The sequence below is a fragment of the Bordetella sp. 02P26C-1 genome (genome assembly GCF_009763255.1).
GTDB lineage: Bacteria > Pseudomonadota > Gammaproteobacteria > Burkholderiales > Burkholderiaceae_B > Bordetella_A.
Map to the genome: position 1 here is coordinate 12,428 of NZ_WSJB01000004.1, position 17,234 is coordinate 29,661.

Consider the following 17,234-nt stretch of genomic DNA (forward strand, 5'->3'; position numbering starts at 1 on the left):
ATCTTTCTCCTGCGCCCCACGGCGCCTCAATAACGTGCTTTCTGCGACTCACATCGCCCTGACTTTCACATAGCGGCCTGGCGCGGGCTCGATGGGCGCGTAGCGAGCATTGCCCAGCACGCTGCGCGCTTTACGTTTCGCACCGGCATGGCCTGCAAGCCACTGAGCCCAATCGGGCCACCAGCTGCCCGCATGCTGCTCGGTTTGAGCGAGCCACGCCTCGGGGTCGGCAGGCAAAGTTTCCTGCTCGCTCACCCAATAACTGCGCTTGCCCGACGAGGGCGGGTTGATCACGCCCGCGATATGACCCGACGCCCCCAGCACAAACCGCTGCGGTCCACGCAACACCTGCGTAGAAGCATAGGCCGATTGCCACGGCACGATATGGTCTTCGCGCGAACCATAGATGTAAGCAGGCAAAGTCAGACGCGTCAGGTCCAGGGCGCAATCTCCCACATGGGTACCCCCGGGAGTCTTAAGTTTGTTTTCCAGGTAGGCATTGCGGAAATACCAGGTAAAAAACGGCCCCGGCAAATTCGTCCCGTCGCCGTTCCAGAACAACAGATCGAACGCCGGCGGCGTCTGCCCTTTCAGATAATTGCCAACCACATAATTCCACACCAGCTCATTAGGCCGCAAAAAGGAGAACGTCGTCGCCAGATCGCGCCCAGGCATCAGCCCGCGCCGCCCGATTTGCTGCTCGCGCAACGCGACCTGTGCCTCGTCCACGAACACCTGCAATACGCCGGTATCCTCGAAGTCCAACAGCGTGGTCAATAAAGTGAGCGACGCCACGGGGCGCTGCCCGCGCGCCTTGGCCACCGCCAGCGCCGAAGCCAGCATGGTACCGCCCACGCAAAAGCCCAGCGCGTTGACTTGATCCTGCCCGGTGATATCGCTGGCGATCTGCAGCGCCTTGAGCACCGCATCGTCGACATATTGCGCCCAGGTCGCCTCGTCAATGCCATCGTCGTCCGAGGGCAGCGGATTACGCCAGGACACCATGAACACGGTGTGGCCTTGCTGCACGGCATAGCGGACAAACGAGTTCTCGGGTTGCAGGTCTAGGATGTAGAACTTGTTGATATTCGGCGGCACAATCACCAGAGGCCGCTGATACACCTTGTCCGTCTCGGGGCTGTACTGAATGAGCTGAAACAGCGCATTTTCGAACACCACTTGCCCGGCCGTCGTCGCCACATTGACGCCAATTTCGAATTTCTCGTCGTCGTTTTGAGTCAGACGCCCGCGCGCGAGGTCGCGCGCCAGATTCGCCAAGCCATCGGCCAGTGCTCGTCCGCCCGTCTCGATGATGGTTTGTTGCGCATCCGGGTTGAAAGCCAGAAAGTTGGCCGGCGACAGCGCATCCACCCATTGCATGATCGAAAAGCGCAGCCTTTGCCGCAGCGGCTCGCCCACCTGGGCGGCGTCGACCATGCGGCTCAAGGCGCGCGCCGACAACAAATAGGCATGCGCCATCAACAGATGCTGACTGCTCGCCACCCAAGCCGGGCCACGAAAACGTCGGTCAGCCGGCGGCGTGAGCGCACCGCGACATGCCTCGTCGCAGATTCTCAGCCATTCGCGCGAGAAATCGGCCTGGATATCTGCCAACGCGTCCGGCGCGATCGTCACCGGGACGGGCCAGGCAGGGGAATTTGGGGCGTTCACTTCAACACCTTGTTATGGTCAAGAACGGGTACCACCGTCGGAGATCCCGCGCGATTAATCACTGTATATGCGCACCGATGTTGCATCGCACACCGTGGACTGTCAATGCGGGTATACAAGGACCTTTGCCACCATCGGCAAAGCCCAGAGTGAGTCCCGCGAGCCGCCCGCATCCTCCCTGCCCGGCCCGCAGACGACCTGGCCTTTCGTCTGATTTGCAATCAAGCAGATGGGATGGACCCATCCAATCATTCCCGCCACGCCAAGAGCGCCATCCGCCCGGTGATCCCATCGCGACGATACGAAAAGAACCGTTCCGCGTCACTGACGGTACACAGCCCGCAAGCATGCACGTCCTCGACTCCGGCACGCTGCAGGCGCAGCAGTGCCAATGCGGGTAGATCCGCCAACCATTTACCAGGATGAGCGGGACGTGGCTTGAAATGGGGCAATGCCTCTGCGCCTAGCGGGGCGAAGGCATCGCGCACATCGTCGCCCACCTCGAAATGTTCAGGTCCTATGCCCGGTCCGACCCAAGCGCGCCAGCCGCGCGCGCCGGGATGCTTGGCGCGCAGGCGGTCCAGTGTGTTTTCCAACACACCGGCGGCGAGTCCGCGCCAGCCCGCATGGGCCGCGCCGACGACCTTTCCATCCAGATCCGTGATGAACACAGGCAGGCAATCGGCGACCATGATGGCCAGTACTCGTCCACGCGCAGCCGTCACGCTGGCGTCGGCGGCGGGTTCTGGCAGCGGGATGCCAGCCAACACATCGGCATCCACAACGTCCGCGCCGTGCACCTGCCTCAGCCATAGCGGCTCCGACGGCACGGCAGCGCGCACGCGGCGTCGGTTTTCTCGCACCACCTCGGGCCGGTCATCCGCCCGCAGTCCCAGATTCAAGGTATCGTGGGGAGCCTCGCCCACCCCGCCTTGGCGGGTCGTACAAAAATAATGCACACCCGGCCACTGTGGCCCCGTGACGACGGGCAAGCCATGAATCACACGTTCCATTGAATTGCCTCCTGGGTGTGGCACATATCGGCCGGCGGAGGGGCCTGAAGACGGATTTCGCCCCGCCCGCCCGGGTCATCGAAATGGAGCGCGCGCGCGTGCAGCATCTGCCGCGAGGCTTGCGCCACCTCTCGTCCCCCATAAATGGTGTCCGCTAATAATGGATGGCCAAGGCTAGCCATATGCACCCGGATCTGGTGCGTCCGCCCCGTTTCCAGACGGCAGACGACTTCCGTGACCGGCCCGCCTTCCGGGGCACTACCACGACGATGGGGGAAATAGTGGGTGACTGCCGGTTTAGGCGCGATGGGCCTTTCGACGCTCATGCGTACGGGCACCCGCGCGTCGCGGCCGATAGGCCGATCCACCTTGCCCGATGCGGCCAGCCAGCCATGCACCAGCGCGATATATTCGCGACCCATGCTGCGCGCCTGCAACTGCCGGACGAGGTGAGTTTGCGCAAGCTCATTACGAGCCACGACCATCAGCCCGGACGTGTCTTTATCCAGGCGATGCACAATGCCTGCACGGGCGACACGCGCGAGCTCCGGGTAGCGGTGCAGCAATCCATTGAGCAAGGTGCCATGCCAGTTCCCCGCGCCGGGATGCGTCACCAGCCCCGCGGGCTTGTTCACCACGATCCAATCGGCGCTTTCGTCCACCACGTCGAAGGCCACCGGCTCGGGGGTGAATGCCAGACTTTCCGGCGCCGGCTGTTCCCAGACGGTCAGCTCGTCTCCCGCGCCCACGATCTGGCGGACCTTGGCGGGCGCGCCGTTGACATGCACCCACCCCGCTTCGATCCATCCCTGCAAGCGGCTGCGGGAATGGCCGTCCAGGAGGGTCGCCAGGATTTTATCCAAGCGATCCGCTCGCGTACCGGGCGGCACGGTAATACACTGAGGTTCGTCATCGGCTGCGAAGCCGGCGCTATCAACGGCTGGGGCGTCTGTATGGGACATGAAGCAAGATCATATAATTCAGCGTGCCATCCTAACACCAAGGAATCGAATCTCGTGATTTTCCGCTCTGCTGCTCTCTCGAACCGCTCGAATCGCGGCTCGCTCCTGCGCGCGGCCATCGCGCTGTCTGTCGCTTTGACTGTCGCCGGCTGCAGCGGCACGGATACCAAATACGATAAAACCGCCGGCTGGAGCGCCGAACAGCTCTACGCCGACGCCAAGATGGAAATGGACTCCGGCGGCTGGAACGAAGCGCGCGATCGCCTGACAGCGATCGAAAGCCGCTATCCGTTCGGCGTGTATGCGCAGCAGGCCCTCATCGACCTCGCCTACGTCAACTGGAAAGACGGCGAAAACGAGCAGGCCCTTGCCGCCATTGATCGTTTTCAGCAGATGTATCCGAACCACCCGGGTACGGACTACATGCTCTACCTGAAGGGGTTGATTAATTTCACCCCGGCCAGCGCTTTCATGAGCAACCTGACTGGCCAGGATCCCGCCGAGCGCGATCCCAAGGGCCTGCGCGCGTCCTACGATGCGTTCAACGAGCTGATCACGCGCTTTCCCGACAGCAAATATACGCCGGACGCGCAAAAGCGTCTGACATGGCTGGTCAATGCCATCGCCATGAACGAGGTGCATGTCGCGCGCTATTACTACGAACGCGGCGCATACGTCGCGGCGGCTAACCGCGCGCAAACTGTCATTACCGATTTCGAAGGCGCCCCGGCCTCGGAAGAGGCCCTGGTTATCATGGGATTGTCCTACGACAAACTCGGCCTGACCGAACTGCGCGATGACGCCCGACGCGTGCTCAAGGCCAACTTCCCCGACAGCACGATGGACGAGAAACAGCTGCTCGCCGACAAGAGCTGGTGGAATCCGTTCTCGTGGAAGTAATCGTCTGATCTGCGGCGCGCACGCAGTGCGGGTGCGCGCGGTTTACAGACAGCGGGCGCGGGGACGGTCAGACTTCCCCACGTTCGCGGCGACCATAGAAGGCCAGCACCTCGTCGATCTCGCGCGTGCGAGAAAACGGCGGCAGCCCGCGCCACAGGCGCTTGCCATAAGGCTTTTCCACCAAGCGTCCGTCGCCCACCATCAGCACTCCCCAGTCGTCCTCGGTCCGGATCAAACGTCCCGCGCCCTGCTTTAGCGCAATCGCGGCTTCAGGTAACTGATATTCGGCGAAGGGGTTACCCCCACGCTCACGGCACGAACGCAATCGCGCCTCGACCACCGGGTCATCGGGTGGGGCGAACGGCAGTTTGTCGATCGCGACCAGCGTCAGGACATCACCGGGCAAGTCAATGCCTTCCCAGAAGCTCGCGCTGCCCACCAGCACGGGGTGGTCCAGCTTGCAAAAACGTTCCAGCAGGTCTCGCCGCGTCGCTTCACCCTGTTTGAGCAACGGCCATTCATGGCCCAGGTCTTCAAATGCCTCGGCCAACAACGTCGCCACCCGGTCAACCGCGCGCAGCGTGGTACAGAGCACCAGCGTGCCGCCCGGGCTGGCCTCCAGTAGTGGCAGCAAAGTGTCGACGAAGCGCTCCAGGAACTGCGGCGACTGCGGCTCCGGCAGGCCCCGGGGCACGAACAGCAGCCCATGCCGGGTGTAATCGAACGGTGACTCCCAGCGCCCGGTGCGCGCATCGCGCAGGCCCAGCTGGCGAGTGAAGTGACTGAAATCCGCCTGCACCGCGAGCGTGGCCGAGGTCAATATCCAGGCCTGGCCCGGTTTGCGGAACTTGGAAAACGCCCGCGCCACGGATAGCGGTGCCGAGTGCAGGCGGACATGGTGCTGACCCAGTTCTACCCAGCGCACCGCCGGGCCGGAAAACAGCGAGGCCGAAGCCGCGCCCTGCAACAAAGCCTGCGCCGTCGCCACGCTGTCGTTTGTGCCATCTGGAGCGTCGGTGTCAGAGGCGGCCCGAGTACTCGCATCGGCGCCGGCTCTCGCCCCAACGCCCTCTTCGACCGCAGAATCGTCTGATTTCACATCGACGGTCGGCGGCAGTTTTGCCGCGACTTCGACGATCGCCTGCATATCCTTGCCCCAGCCTTCGGCAGCCAGTTCCTCGTCAGTTTGTCCGCCAGCCGCCCCTTCTCGGGCAGGTGTTGCCCAGCGAGCCAGACGCAACGCAATATCGGCGCCACTACGCGCCACCGCAGCCAGATCCGGGTGTTTTTCCGCGACGCCCGCCAGCGCACGCGTGGCCGCCTCGACCGCCTCGCGCAATGCCGCCAGGGCCGCATCGAAGGGCTCGGGATCGGGAAAGGCCTCGAACGTCGCCTTGCGCCCCGGCATCCGATCCAGCGGCGCGCATGTCAAACGCAATTCGCGCGCGGCCGTCTCGACATGCCGGCTGACATCGGCCCACTTGGCCGCCTCGCGCGCATAGGCAAGCCCGGCGGCCTCCATGGCTTTTGCGAAATCCAGCAGTTGGTGTGTCGACACGCTGCTACCCAGGAACCGCGTGGCGGTATCCGGCAACTGATGCGCCTCGTCGAAAATCACCGTGTCGGCCTCGGGTAGCAGATCGGTGACCCCCTCTTCGCGCAACACCAGATCCGCCATGAACAGCGCGTGATTCACGACCACAATGTCGGCTTCCTGCGCCTGGCGCCGGGCTTTGACCACGAAACAGTCGCGGATGCGCGGGCACTCCTGTCCCAGACAGTTTTCCCGGGTGGAGGTCACACGCTGCCAGATATCCGCGTCTTCGGGAATATTGCCCAGGTCGGATCGGTCGCCGGTCTTGGACACGCCGGCAAAGACTTGGATCTGACGCAGTTGCGCAATCTCGGCGCGCGATTTCAACGCGCGCTCATCGCCTTGCAAACGTTCCAGATGGTAGTGACAGATGTAATTGTTCCGCCCCTTTAGCAACGCGGCGATCACCGGCACGCCCAAGGCGGCCCGCACGCGCGGCAGATCGCGCGAAAACAGCTGATCCTGCAGGGTCCGGGTTCCCGTGGAAATGACGACTTTGCCGCCCGCCACCATCGCCGGGACCAGATACGCCCAGGTTTTACCGATACCCGTGCCCGCCTCGGCCACCAGCGTCGCGCGATCCTGGATCGCTTCGCCAATCGCTTGCGACAGCTCGATCTGGGCCGGCCGTGGCGAATACCCCGGCAGCGCCGTGGCCAACGGACCGTCTTCGGCAAAAAATTGGGAAATTTCCAGATCTAACATCAAAAGCGTCAACGTGAGGGGGGACTCGCTGCCCCGGTTCGCTCACAATCGGAACGGGTCGCTGGCGGCAAGTCCTAAAGCGGCTTTGGCCCTACCCGCAGCACCCGATATCCGTGGGGTGCGATTAAGGCGGGGCGAAGGAATCGCGGGAGGTCGAAATGCGCCAGACACGCCCGCAAAAGAGGCTCAATAATACTCCGAGCCGTCTTCGCCACCGTGCGCGAAATGATCACGCTCAAAGCGGCCGATGATCACCTTATGGCAAAATCCGGGCCTTGATTTCCCTTTGCAGCCGTATCGAGATGCCTGAAACTTCCGCCACCACGAGCACTGCGCCCAGCGTTGACCAAGCCCGTATCGTCGCCCAGCTTGCCACCGAGCTGGCGTGCCGCCCCTCCCAAGTCGCCGCTGCCGTTGAACTGCTGGACGATGGCGCAACCGTGCCGTTTATCGCGCGCTATCGTAAAGAAGCCACCGGCGGCCTCGACGACACCGTGTTGCGTAACCTCGAGGTCCGCCTCGGTTACCTGCGCGAGCTCGAAGAACGCCGCGGCGCGATTCTGGAATCCATCGCGCAACAGGGCAAATTGACCCCTGAATTGCAACAGGAAATTGCCAGCGCGGATACCAAGCAGCGCTTGGAAGACTTGTACGCACCTTATAAGCCCAAGCGCCGCACGCGCGCTCAGATCGCTCGCGAAGCGGGCCTGGAGCCGCTGGCCGACGCGATCCTGGCTGACGCCAGCTGCGATCCCGCCACCTTGGCTGCCCAGTATCTGAACCCGGAAGCGTCCATCAACGACGCCAAGGCCGCCCTGGATGGCGCCCGGGACATTCTGGCCGAGCGCTTCGCCGAGAACGCCGACCTGCTCTCCAATCTGCGCGATCACCTGTGGTCCACAGGACTGCTGTACGCCAAGGTCGCGGAGGGCAAAGAAGCCGAAGGCGCGAATTTCCGCGACTGGTTTGATTTCAACGAGCCGCTGCGCACGCTGCCTTCGCACCGGATTCTGGCCCTGATGCGCGGCCGCCAGCAAGGTGTGCTGGAGCTGCGCCTTGGCCTGGAGGCCGAACTCGAAGCGCAAACGCCGCATCCTTGCGTGGCGCGCATCTCGCAGTTCCTGAAACTCGGCAACGATCTGTTCGCGCTGGACGCATCGCCGCGCGCACGCTGGCTGGGTGAAGTCTGCCGCTGGACCTGGCGCGTCAAACTGTTGACCGCGTTCGAAAGCGAATTGTTCGGTCGCCTGCGCGAAGAAGGCGAAGCGGAAGCCATCCGCGTTTTTGCCGCCAACCTGAAAGATCTGCTGCTGGCCGCGCCCGCAGGCCCGAAGGTGGTGCTAGGTCTGGACCCCGGCATCCGCACGGGCTGCAAGGTCGCGGTCATCGACCGCACCGGCAAAGTCGTCGATACCGCCACGGTGTACCCCTTTGAGCCACGCCGTGACCGCGAGGGCACCATCGCCACGCTGGCTGCGCTGTCGGCGCGTCATGGCGTCGAACTGATCGCCATCGGCAACGGCACGGCCTCGCGCGAAAGCGAGAAACTGGTGGGCGACATGATGGCCCAATACCCGAATCTGAAGCTCACGCGTGTCGTGGTTTCCGAGGCCGGCGCATCGGTGTATTCCGCATCGGAACTGGCCGCTCAGGAATTCCCCGATCTGGACGTCACGTTGCGTGGTGCAGTATCGATCGCGCGCCGCTTGCAAGACCCCCTGGCCGAACTGGTCAAGATCGATCCCAAAGCCATTGGTGTCGGTCAATATCAGCACGACGTGAACCAGCGCGAGTTGGCCCGCTCGCTCGATGCCGTGGTCGAGGACTGCGTGAACGCAGTCGGCGTGGACGTAAATACTGCCTCTGCCGCGCTGCTTGCACGCGTCTCCGGTCTGAACTCGCTGCTGGCCAAAAACATCGTGTCTTGGCGCGATGCCAACGGCGCTTTCCCCACGCGCGACGATTTGCGTAAAGTGCCGCGTTTTGGCGAAAAAGCGTTCGAACAGGCAGCCGGCTTTTTGCGTATCCCGAACGGTGACAACCCCTTGGACGCATCCGCTGTCCACCCGGAGGCATACCCCGTCGTCGAACGCATTCTCGCCAAGATCAAAGCGGATGTGCGCCAGATCATCGGCCAACGCGAAGCCTTGAAAGGCGTCTCGCCCTCGGAATTCACCGACGAGCGCTTCGGCTTGCCCACGGTGCGCGATATTTTCAGCGAACTTGAAAAGCCGGGCCGCGACCCGCGCCCGGAGTTCAAGACGGCGCAGTTCAAAGAAGGCGTGGAAACGCTCAACGACTTGTATCCCGGCATGGTGCTCGAGGGCGTGGTCACCAACGTTGCCAACTTCGGCGCGTTTGTGGACATCGGCGTGCACCAGGACGGCTTGGTGCATATCTCGGCGCTGGCGGAGAAATTCGTCAAGGACCCGCGCGATGTCGTGCGCGTGGGCCAGACCGTGACGGTCAAGGTGCTGGAAGTCGATGTGGCGCGTAAACGCGTGGCGCTGACCATGCGCTTGAACGACACGGCGCAGCCCGCGCGTCGCAGCGCCTCGGATGCGCCGGCGCGTGGCACCAATGCGGCGCGTGGCGCGGGCGGCAGCCGTCGGCCGCAAAACGACGCGGGCCGCAATGATCTGCGCAACAACGCAATGGCCGAAGCCTTTGCCAAGCTCAAGCGCTAGGGTGGCCCGATCGGTTCAGCTGCAGCACGGTGGACGCGTTAAACTGGGCGATTGTTCATCAACGCAATATCCCGCCTACTCATGAGTATCCGCGTCCTCACCGGCATCACGACCTCCGGCACCCCCCACCTCGGCAACTGGGCAGGGGCCATCCGCCCCGCCATCAATGCCAGCACCCAGCCGGGCACCGACGCGTTCTACTTCATGGCGGACTATCACGCGCTGATCAAGTGCGATGATCCGGCCCGCGTCGCGCGTTCGCGTCTGGAGATCGCGGCCACCTGGTTGGCGGGCGGCCTCGACCCCGAACGCGTCACGTTTTACCGGCAATCGGATATCCCCGAGATTCCAGAGTTGTGCTGGATTCTGACTTGCGTCACGGCCAAGGGATTGATGAACCGCGCGCACGCCTATAAAGCGTCGGTGGATCAGAACACCGCCAAGGGTGTCGAGCCGGACGATGGCATCACCATGGGGCTCTTTTCCTACCCGATTCTGATGGCGGCGGACATCCTGATGTTCAACGCGAACAAAGTCCCGGTAGGACGCGACCAGATCCAACATCTGGAGATGGCGCGCGACATCGCGCAACGGTTCAATCATCTGTATGGCCGCGAGTTCTTCGTGCTGCCCGAAGTCGCGATCGAGGAATCGGTGGCGACGCTGCCCGGCCTGGACGGTCGCAAGATGTCCAAGAGCTACAACAACACGATTCCGCTTTTCGAGGGTGACGCCAAATCACTGCGCGCGGCCATCATGCGCATCGTGACCGATTCGCGCCAGCCCGGCGAACCCAAAGATCCGGACAACTCGCACTTGTTCACGATCTACCGCGCCTTTTCGACCGAGGACGAGGCGGCGTCATTCCGGGCCGAGCTCGAATCCGGCATGGGCTGGGGAGACGCGAAAGAGGCCCTGTACCAGCGTCTGGAGCGCGATATTGCTCCCATGCGCGAACGCTATCAGGCCCTGATGGCCCATCCTGAACGGATCGAAGACATCCTGCAGGCAGGCGGAGAAAAAGCGCGCAAATTGGCTACGCCCTTCATGGCAGAGTTGCGTGACGCGGTGGGGCTGCGGCGCCATACTGCCGCGCCCGCGCCCAGCAAATCGAGCAACAAAAAATCGGGGAAAACCGCCCGGTTTGTTAGCTTTCGCGATGAAGACGGGCAATTCCGATTCCGCTTGGTAGGCGCGGACGGCCAAGAGCTCTTGCGTTCGCGCGGCTTTGCCGACCCTAAAGCGGCTGGCGCTTTCGTACAGCGCTTGCAGTCGGGTAGCGATGGCGACTGCCTGCAGGCAGAAGGCTTGGCGATCAAAGCCGTACTGGATGGCGAGACTATTGCCGAAGGACCCGTCGCCCGCGACGAAGCAGAACGCGATGCATTGCTGCAGCAGACACGCGTAGCTTTGGGTCTGTAAAACGGGGGTTAGTCGAGGCCCATGGCGGGGGGCGTCCGGCGATCTGCCTGGCCCCAACCCGCCTCATGAGGTTACCGCACCTCAGCTGCGTGGCCACCGCGAATAGCCCTGAACAGGACAGCTTCGCTGGACCGCGTTCGGCGCGCTCCAACAACACAAGCGCGAAGTGTTTGCGACAGGCGCGGATACGGTGTGGACAGGATCCGTGCTTGCGTACTCGGTACTCCACCCATGGTAACCCTCCCAAGAAGCCTACGCGTGGTTCGGGGACCACGCGTTTGGATCGGTGAAGGTATAGCGGGCCGTTACCCGGTTGCGGACACATCGGGATCACCGGAACGCTTGCGCAGGGTATTCATGAGCGTCGCATCACTGCCCAAGGTCAACATGAACACATTCAGCAGTTGCTGCGCGCGTTCCGCATTAGCCGTGTCGCCGCGTTCCTCATATCTCTGAATATTTTCAGTCAAATATGCCATCGCTGGAGCAAGATTAGGACCCAAGCGCATGAAGCGCGAGGTATCGGCTATGGCCTGATCGTCTCTTTTAAGCCGCCTCTCGCATAGCCGCACCACCGCAGCGGTGGCCGGAACGTCGGCATTCACCAGCAGTTTCACCGTTGCCCAGTGTTCTTTATCGAGAGCATCGCGCATCAGTTGACTGGCGGCGTCATGCACTTCGGGTAGGGCCGTTAAGTTCTTTATTTGGCCGACCTTATCGGCGTATGAAAGATCCGATCGAGAGAGTAAGTGCTCCAGTACCGTATAGGTGACGACCTTGGCTGAAGCCAGCAAAATCGGATTCCCCGTATCGCGAAAAGCTTCTACATTGCGGGGTATCGACTCAACACACTCTGCATCTCGTTCAATGAGCTGGCGCAACAAACGGCCCGCCGGCGAGCGCACAGCATTTTGAATCCTGTGCTGCGGGTCGTTGTCCACCGCCCGGGCGACGGCTCTGGCCAAAGGTCTCAAGCCATTCGTCGAATCCACTGGATAACCCGCGCGAAGGAAAAGCGCCACATTGTCTACATCTTGCTCACTGCAGATGCTGATCTGATGTGCGATCGCCTCTGGGTGCCCTACCGGCAGCAACGCGTTCAGTCCGGCCACCTTTTCTTCATTAGAGAATTGCTTGCTATGTATCCAGCCTTGCACGGCGTCCGCCGTCAGGCGAAACTGATCCTCTGGCCGAAGCTGCGGTAGCGCTTGGGTGACGTCAACGCCTAACCGAAGCAACACTTTGGAAGCGAGATCATCGTGGTAGAGACCATACGTAGAATCGGATTGCGACACGATCTTCTTGATGGCTGGAGCGCCCGCCGCGACTAATACCCGGACCAACGACAGGTTCCAGTTCAACCAGATTCCGCCGTCATCAAGACCAGCTTCAGAACTGATCGAGTACTTCGAATCGTCTTCAATCCACTTCTCTATCGCGCCAGATAACAATGACTCCCCATCCGCACCGGCGTCCATTACTAATGTGGCGCAAAACAGAAGGAGATTTTCGTCAACGTGCCGCTTTTTTAATGTCAGCAACACCTGCATCGCTAATGGCGTATCTTTCAGTGCGGCTAGCGTTTTTTCGTAGCCGGGCGCGCGGCTCCTGAGCATTAATTCGACCAGGCCATAGCCGTTGCCGTCGAGATCATTGTCTAGCATCCACTTCAATGACTCGGCATCGTGTGCAATATCGCTGATCGGATTAGCTCCGCCTCTTGCGAAAAAACGGGCGACTTCAGCGAGTCTGTGGTGGACCGCCAGGATGGCCGCTTGCGATATATCACCTCGACTTTCAGACAGCGCCCATGCGGCAGCAATGGGGAAAGAGCTCTCCGCTTCCCATTCATCAAATCGCCCCTCTCGCAGTGCCTGAATGGAATCGATGAAGGAAGAGGTCTTCATTCCCTCCGCAGGCGGCGAATACGGCCTACCCACCGTTCCTCCCGCCTCGACAATCGCTTCCATCCATGCAAGTTTGCGTTCGTGCGCCGCATAAACCAATAGCGTGTCTCCATGCCGATCTCTGGCATTGAGCAAAGTCGGATCACCCCCGAGGCGGGCGACCAAGGGTTTTGCCAACGCAGTCGTGCCGTTCTCGATCGCATAGTGTAGAAACGTCCTACCTTGGGCATCGACGGCGGAAATATCGAAGCCTGACGCATCTATCATCGCCAGCAAGGTGGCCGCACTGGCTTTCTTAACGGCTGCGTAGATGTCCTGCTCAGAAAATTCAGCGGTCGCCCGCTCCTCAAGCGGATGTAATTGAACACCCCCGCCAGTCTGCACACCAGAAGTCGAGCCCATGATTAGTCCTAGGGAAAATACGTTAGTAACGATTGCACTGCAATTGTTCCTACCAGGACCCATATGTGAGATCGGCTTTGTCACCGAACTATGCAGCACAACGTCTGATGTATTTCCGAGCCGCGATAGTCAGCTAGGAGCTCGAGCGGAGTCATGTCCTAGCGACAGAGTCGACATCTCCCCCGTGTGCTTTATATATAGCTAGCATGCGACTGAAGGTCGCATGATCGAGTGCTTCCGAGCCATTGCTGAGAGGGAAAGGCCAGGGGTTTACCTCATTGGGATGCGCCTGCCGCATTCGCGCGCCCGCGATTGCCAACGTTTCAAACAGTTCTACATCTCCGCTGCTTGCCGCTTCGACGTATGCGCGGTACATGTCTCGCTGATACTCCGGAGGAACGTCAAAACCGGCACGGTTAGCGAGCCGTGCCGCGATTTCCATCCTTCCTTCCTGCAACACAACTTCAAACGGCGTCTTTTTTCTTTCTGGACCAGAGCCGCCGCCCCGTGCCGGGGGGCCATTGAGTCCGATGCCTGCATCGATGAGGATTTTTGCAACCTCGAAGTCCCGGATCTTTATAGCGCTCAACAGACTCTTCGAGTCTGCACGGTCCGGTGCGCCGAAATCGGCGCCACTCGCCAATAGCATATCCAGGGTTCGACGGTACTTTTCGAGACCAGCTGCCTCGTCATCCCGGAAGCGCGCAAATATTAACACCGAGCTGCCATCGAGATCCGGCCCCGCTTGCGCAATTATCGACGACAGGAGGTCCATCTTTCCCTGCTCAGCAGCCTGCTCAGCCGCGCTCTGCAGCTCCGATCCATGTAGCCCGACGTTAGCGCCGGCCTCAAGCAGCACCTCAGCACACTCCCAGTGCTGGTTTTGGATGGCGAGGGCTAGGGCAGTGCGAGAATTGCCGTCGCAGCAACTCAGCATTGACCTTATCACCTCTGGCTGGGCGGCTTTGGGAGCAGGATGCGCGATTTCCGAGCTTCTTTCGTATCCCAGAAGCACCTTGATTGCGTCAATGGCATTCCGGGACACGGCCCAGAAGAGCGCACTCCACCCCTGCCGGTCTTGCGCCTCCGGACGGGCCTCGGCCTCCAGCAACACGCGCACCGTGTCGGCATTACCGTTTGCTGCGGCGATCATCAACGGCGTTGTTTGCGTATCCCAAAGATCCTGCGCATTCACCAGGTCTGGCAGGTGCTGAAGTACGACAGCGACGAACTCCGGATCCTTTTGCTTGGCGGCCTCGTGCAAGACCGTAAATCCCTCTCTTAACGTGTCCAACTCTGCCAGCGAAGGGCTTCCTTCAAAAAAAGAACGGAAATTTTCGATATCACCCGCCTTTATCCAATGCGACAGGGCCTCTTTATTGCTCATCGTGTGATCGCCGTCTTGCGACGTGTACGTGAGGTGAACGTCTGAAGAAACGGGAGGATTAAAGTGGATACTCATACGGTTCTCTCATGAAAATTCCAGGGCGGAGCTCCCTGTGGCGCTTTTAAGCAGGAAGCACAACTGCTGAGTAACCGCGATTTTTATGTAGTTCCAAATTACACGCATACATGAGCGCGTCGTTGGCGCCGACCGGGTTGTGGCGGATCCTATGTCAGGGTCGGAATCAAGATCAACGGCGCGACCATCGCGCATACGGCCCCCGCAACGAGCGCTGCCACGGGCCGATAGCTGACCCACCAGATCAACATCAGCCCAGCAAAGCTCAAGATGCCTATCCATTCCACCGCGCCATAGGACCAGCCCCACACGCGTGTCGAAAGCCAAAGGGATAGGGCAAGCGCGCTCGCGCCGACCAGTCGCAACATCACGCGATGCCGGGACGGCAATGCGCGATCAAAGACGGCCTCATAGTGGCGGTCCATGCCCAGACACAGCGCCGAGAATCCAGCATAAGCGCAAAAGAAAGCAGCGATACTCATCACGACGTCACCTCATTGCTTGTACAGCTCGCCTCGGTGACAACAACAGGCGATCGAACGGTGCTTGTGCCTTCATGCCGCTCATGCACGCGCGTCGCGGTGGTGCTGGAGGGAGCTGCGCGCGTCCGGCTCGCTTTCGGCATACCCGCATAGGCCCGGTGCGCCTTGTACGCGATCCACCCCATCAACGCGGCCGCGGCCCACGCGGTGAGGTCGAATCCCGCCATCACCCAATCACCGTCCGCTAATGACGCCGCCAGGTGTCGCGAGGTTGTCATCGCGTTCAAGGCGGGCAATGCCAATGCGCCGACTGCCGCCAGGGCCCAAAGGTCACGCCACTGGCGTCTTGGAAAGACGAAGGCATAGAGATAGCTGAGGCCCCAGACCATGAAAAACGCGCGCGTTTCCCATAGCGCGCGCCCAGGCAGGTCCACCGGCAATAACCGGTTGGCGCAGAAGTACACGACGATGGCGAGACAAAACCCGGCGATGCTGCCAGCGTTCAAGCCATCGACCAGGCGCAACGACAGCTGCTGACTTTTGGCCGCACCCGACTTCTGGCGACGTTTGACGACCCAAAGCACGAGGCCGGTACCGACCATGGCGGTGCCAGCCAGGCTGACGATGAAATAAAGCCATCGCAACACAGGCTGCGCAAAAAATCCCAAGTGCAGCCCGATCACCGTATCAGCCGCGGTGACGGCCGGACCATTGTCCTCATGATGCTTGAGCAACTTCCCCGTCACGCCATCGAATTGCACGCTGGGCGGATTACGCGCGTACGAGACCTTTTCTTCCGAACTGCGCTGCACGGAGACGATCGCATTCGGTTTACTTGGGTTGGCCACAATGACCGCACCCGCGATGCCACCCTGCCATAGCGATTGTGCCGCGGTCACAAATTTGCCTAGCGGCAATAGCGGCGCCTCGCCTGGAGCCGCCTTCTGGGGCGCGAGGCCAGGGAATCGCTCCTCGGAATACTGTCGCGGATAGTCATAGGCCGCGTTGATGCCAGCGGGCAGCAACATCGCGACGAAGATCAACAAGCCGCTGAACGTGATCATCAGATGGAACGGCAAACCCAGCACCGATAACGCGTTATGCCCATCCATCCAGGCGCGTTGGCCGCCCTTGGCCGGGCGAAAGGTGAAGAAGTCCTTGAAGATTTTCTTATGCGTCACGATCCCGCTGAGTATCGCGATCAACATAAACATGCCCGCGATACTCGCGAGCCACCGACCCCATGGCGGACCGATTTCCAGTTCGAAGTGAAAGCGATAAAGAAAGTCGCCGCCTCGTGTTTCCCGGGCGGTGACCTCCTGCCCTGTTTGCGGATCTAGCGTCACACGCTTAAAGCCCCGCGTACCCGGCGCAGGTTTGGGTACTTGGTACAGCACGCTTAGATAGGGTGCGCGCGCGGACGGCAAATCAATGTACCAGCGTGTCGCATCGGGCGCATGTTGCGCGAGATAGCGCTGGGCCATGTCCGCCGCATGATCCGCCGCGACCACGCGATGCTGGGCGGGCAGCTCCGGCCGCATCCATGTCGTCATCTCGGGCCGAAAAAATGCAAGCGTGCCCGTTAGAAACATCGCGAACAGGATCCAACCCATGATCAGCCCTGCCCACGTATGCAGCCAAGCCATGGCTTGTCGGAAGCCTTCCCCATGCGGGGCGCTGTCTTTACGCACGGTCATACGCCCACTCCCGAGCGTGCGATGGCATAGAGCCCCGCGCAGATCGCGGTCCAAATAAGCACCCCCGCCCACGCGCGCCCGGCGTTACGCGCGGCAAACACGCCCATGACGGCGATGGCATAAATGACAAAAGCCAGAATGGCCGAGGTGGTAACCGCCTCAACGCGCGCCAAAGGCAGCCATACAGCGAGCGCCGCCGCTGCGGACGCGGTCAACGCATAGCCGCCGAATACGGCGGCAAGCACGCGCGACAGCACGGCGCATCGATAACGCGCGAGCCCGGTGCCGGGGATGGGTTTCATTGTTTCTCGTCTACCAGGTAATCCCACA

At 61.3% G+C, this 17,234-nt stretch carries 12 protein-coding genes; 3 read left to right on the plus strand and 9 right to left on the minus strand.

The genetic code is table 11. The annotated features are described in order from the left end of the window. Nucleotides 1-48 precede the first annotated feature (48 nt). The 3 genes from phaC to GOQ28_RS02480 all read right to left on the minus strand — a co-directional run bounded on the left by phaC (nt 49) and on the right by GOQ28_RS02480 (nt 3,646). Nucleotides 49-1,671, minus strand: coding sequence for a class I poly(R)-hydroxyalkanoic acid synthase (phaC, locus tag GOQ28_RS02470; RefSeq protein ID WP_160355308.1), 1,623 nt, complete (start codon nt 1,669-1,671; stop codon nt 49-51). A gap of 248 nt (nt 1,672-1,919) precedes the next feature. Beyond that, on the minus strand, nt 1,920-2,684 hold the full coding sequence (pgeF, locus tag GOQ28_RS02475) for a peptidoglycan editing factor PgeF (protein WP_160355309.1): 765 nt from the start codon (nt 2,682-2,684) through the stop codon (nt 1,920-1,922). Beyond that, nucleotides 2,672-3,646, minus strand: coding sequence for an RluA family pseudouridine synthase (locus GOQ28_RS02480; protein WP_160355310.1), 975 nt, complete (start codon nt 3,644-3,646; stop codon nt 2,672-2,674). Before GOQ28_RS02480 ends, pgeF begins: the two co-directional genes overlap by 13 nt. A 105-nt stretch (nt 3,647-3,751) precedes the next feature. Here GOQ28_RS02480 and GOQ28_RS02485 point away from each other — a divergent pair, with 105 nt between their 5' ends. Next, nucleotides 3,752-4,546, plus strand: a complete 795-nt coding sequence (locus GOQ28_RS02485) for an outer membrane protein assembly factor BamD (protein WP_160355411.1) — start codon at nt 3,752-3,754, stop codon at nt 4,544-4,546. A gap of 67 nt (nt 4,547-4,613) precedes the next feature. On the opposite strand, the gene GOQ28_RS02490 is transcribed toward GOQ28_RS02485, so the two are convergent. Beyond that, a complete protein-coding gene (locus tag GOQ28_RS02490; RefSeq protein WP_160355311.1) occupies nt 4,614-6,845 on the minus strand; it encodes an ATP-dependent DNA helicase in 2,232 nt (743 codons plus the stop codon). A gap of 302 nt (nt 6,846-7,147) precedes the next feature. Here GOQ28_RS02490 and tex point away from each other — a divergent pair, with 302 nt between their 5' ends. Both tex and GOQ28_RS02500 read left to right on the plus strand, forming a co-directional pair. Beyond that, nucleotides 7,148-9,532, plus strand: a complete 2,385-nt coding sequence (tex, locus tag GOQ28_RS02495; protein ID WP_160355312.1) for an RNA-binding transcriptional accessory protein Tex — start codon at nt 7,148-7,150, stop codon at nt 9,530-9,532. Nucleotides 9,533-9,613: 81 nt separating this feature from the next. Then, a complete protein-coding gene (locus GOQ28_RS02500) occupies nt 9,614-10,954 on the plus strand; it encodes a tryptophan--tRNA ligase (RefSeq protein ID WP_160355313.1) in 1,341 nt (446 codons plus the stop codon). Nucleotides 10,955-11,259: 305 nt separating this feature from the next. Here the strand turns inward: GOQ28_RS02500 and GOQ28_RS02505 are convergent, their stop codons facing one another. From GOQ28_RS02505 to GOQ28_RS02525, 5 genes are all read right to left on the minus strand, one after another. Next, complete coding sequence (locus tag GOQ28_RS02505) at nt 11,260-13,263, minus strand: ankyrin repeat domain-containing protein (RefSeq protein ID WP_160355314.1); 2,004 nt, start codon at nt 13,261-13,263, stop codon at nt 11,260-11,262. 151 nt (nt 13,264-13,414) lie between these two features. Further along, complete coding sequence (locus GOQ28_RS02510; protein ID WP_160355315.1) at nt 13,415-14,725, minus strand: ankyrin repeat domain-containing protein; 1,311 nt, start codon at nt 14,723-14,725, stop codon at nt 13,415-13,417. 149 nt (nt 14,726-14,874) lie between these two features. Continuing rightward, the gene (locus GOQ28_RS02515) at nt 14,875-15,207 is read right to left on the minus strand and encodes a DUF3325 domain-containing protein (RefSeq protein WP_160355316.1); all 333 of its coding nucleotides are present in this window, start codon (nt 15,205-15,207) and stop codon (nt 14,875-14,877) included. Continuing rightward, nucleotides 15,207-16,904 carry a PepSY-associated TM helix domain-containing protein gene (locus tag GOQ28_RS02520; RefSeq protein WP_160355317.1) on the minus strand — a complete coding sequence of 566 codons (1,698 nt, stop codon included), beginning with the start codon at nt 16,902-16,904 and terminating at the stop codon, nt 15,207-15,209. Before GOQ28_RS02520 ends, GOQ28_RS02515 begins: the two co-directional genes overlap by 1 nt. Next, a complete protein-coding gene (locus GOQ28_RS02525; protein WP_160350278.1) occupies nt 16,901-17,206 on the minus strand; it encodes a DUF3649 domain-containing protein in 306 nt (101 codons plus the stop codon). The genes GOQ28_RS02520 and GOQ28_RS02525 overlap by 4 nt, the downstream gene beginning before the upstream one ends. Between the last annotated feature and the right edge of the window lie 28 nt (nt 17,207-17,234).

Coding starts and splice junctions, on each gene's coding strand:
- GOQ28_RS02525 (WP_160350278.1), bottom strand. CDS start 17,206: ATGAAACCCATCCCCGGCACCGGGCTCGCGCGTTATCGATGCGCCGTG.
- tex (WP_160355312.1), top strand. CDS start 7,148: ATGCCTGAAACTTCCGCCACCACGAGCACTGCGCCCAGCGTTGACCAA.
- GOQ28_RS02490 (WP_160355311.1), bottom strand. CDS start 6,845: ATGTTAGATCTGGAAATTTCCCAATTTTTTGCCGAAGACGGTCCGTTG.
- GOQ28_RS02515 (WP_160355316.1), bottom strand. CDS start 15,207: ATGAGTATCGCTGCTTTCTTTTGCGCTTATGCTGGATTCTCGGCGCTG.
- GOQ28_RS02480 (WP_160355310.1), bottom strand. CDS start 3,646: ATGTCCCATACAGACGCCCCAGCCGTTGATAGCGCCGGCTTCGCAGCC.
- GOQ28_RS02505 (WP_160355314.1), bottom strand. CDS start 13,263: ATGGGCTCGACTTCTGGTGTGCAGACTGGCGGGGGTGTTCAATTACAT.
- GOQ28_RS02500 (WP_160355313.1), top strand. CDS start 9,614: ATGAGTATCCGCGTCCTCACCGGCATCACGACCTCCGGCACCCCCCAC.
- pgeF (WP_160355309.1), bottom strand. CDS start 2,684: ATGGAACGTGTGATTCATGGCTTGCCCGTCGTCACGGGGCCACAGTGG.
- GOQ28_RS02510 (WP_160355315.1), bottom strand. CDS start 14,725: ATGAGTATCCACTTTAATCCTCCCGTTTCTTCAGACGTTCACCTCACG.
- GOQ28_RS02520 (WP_160355317.1), bottom strand. CDS start 16,904: ATGACCGTGCGTAAAGACAGCGCCCCGCATGGGGAAGGCTTCCGACAA.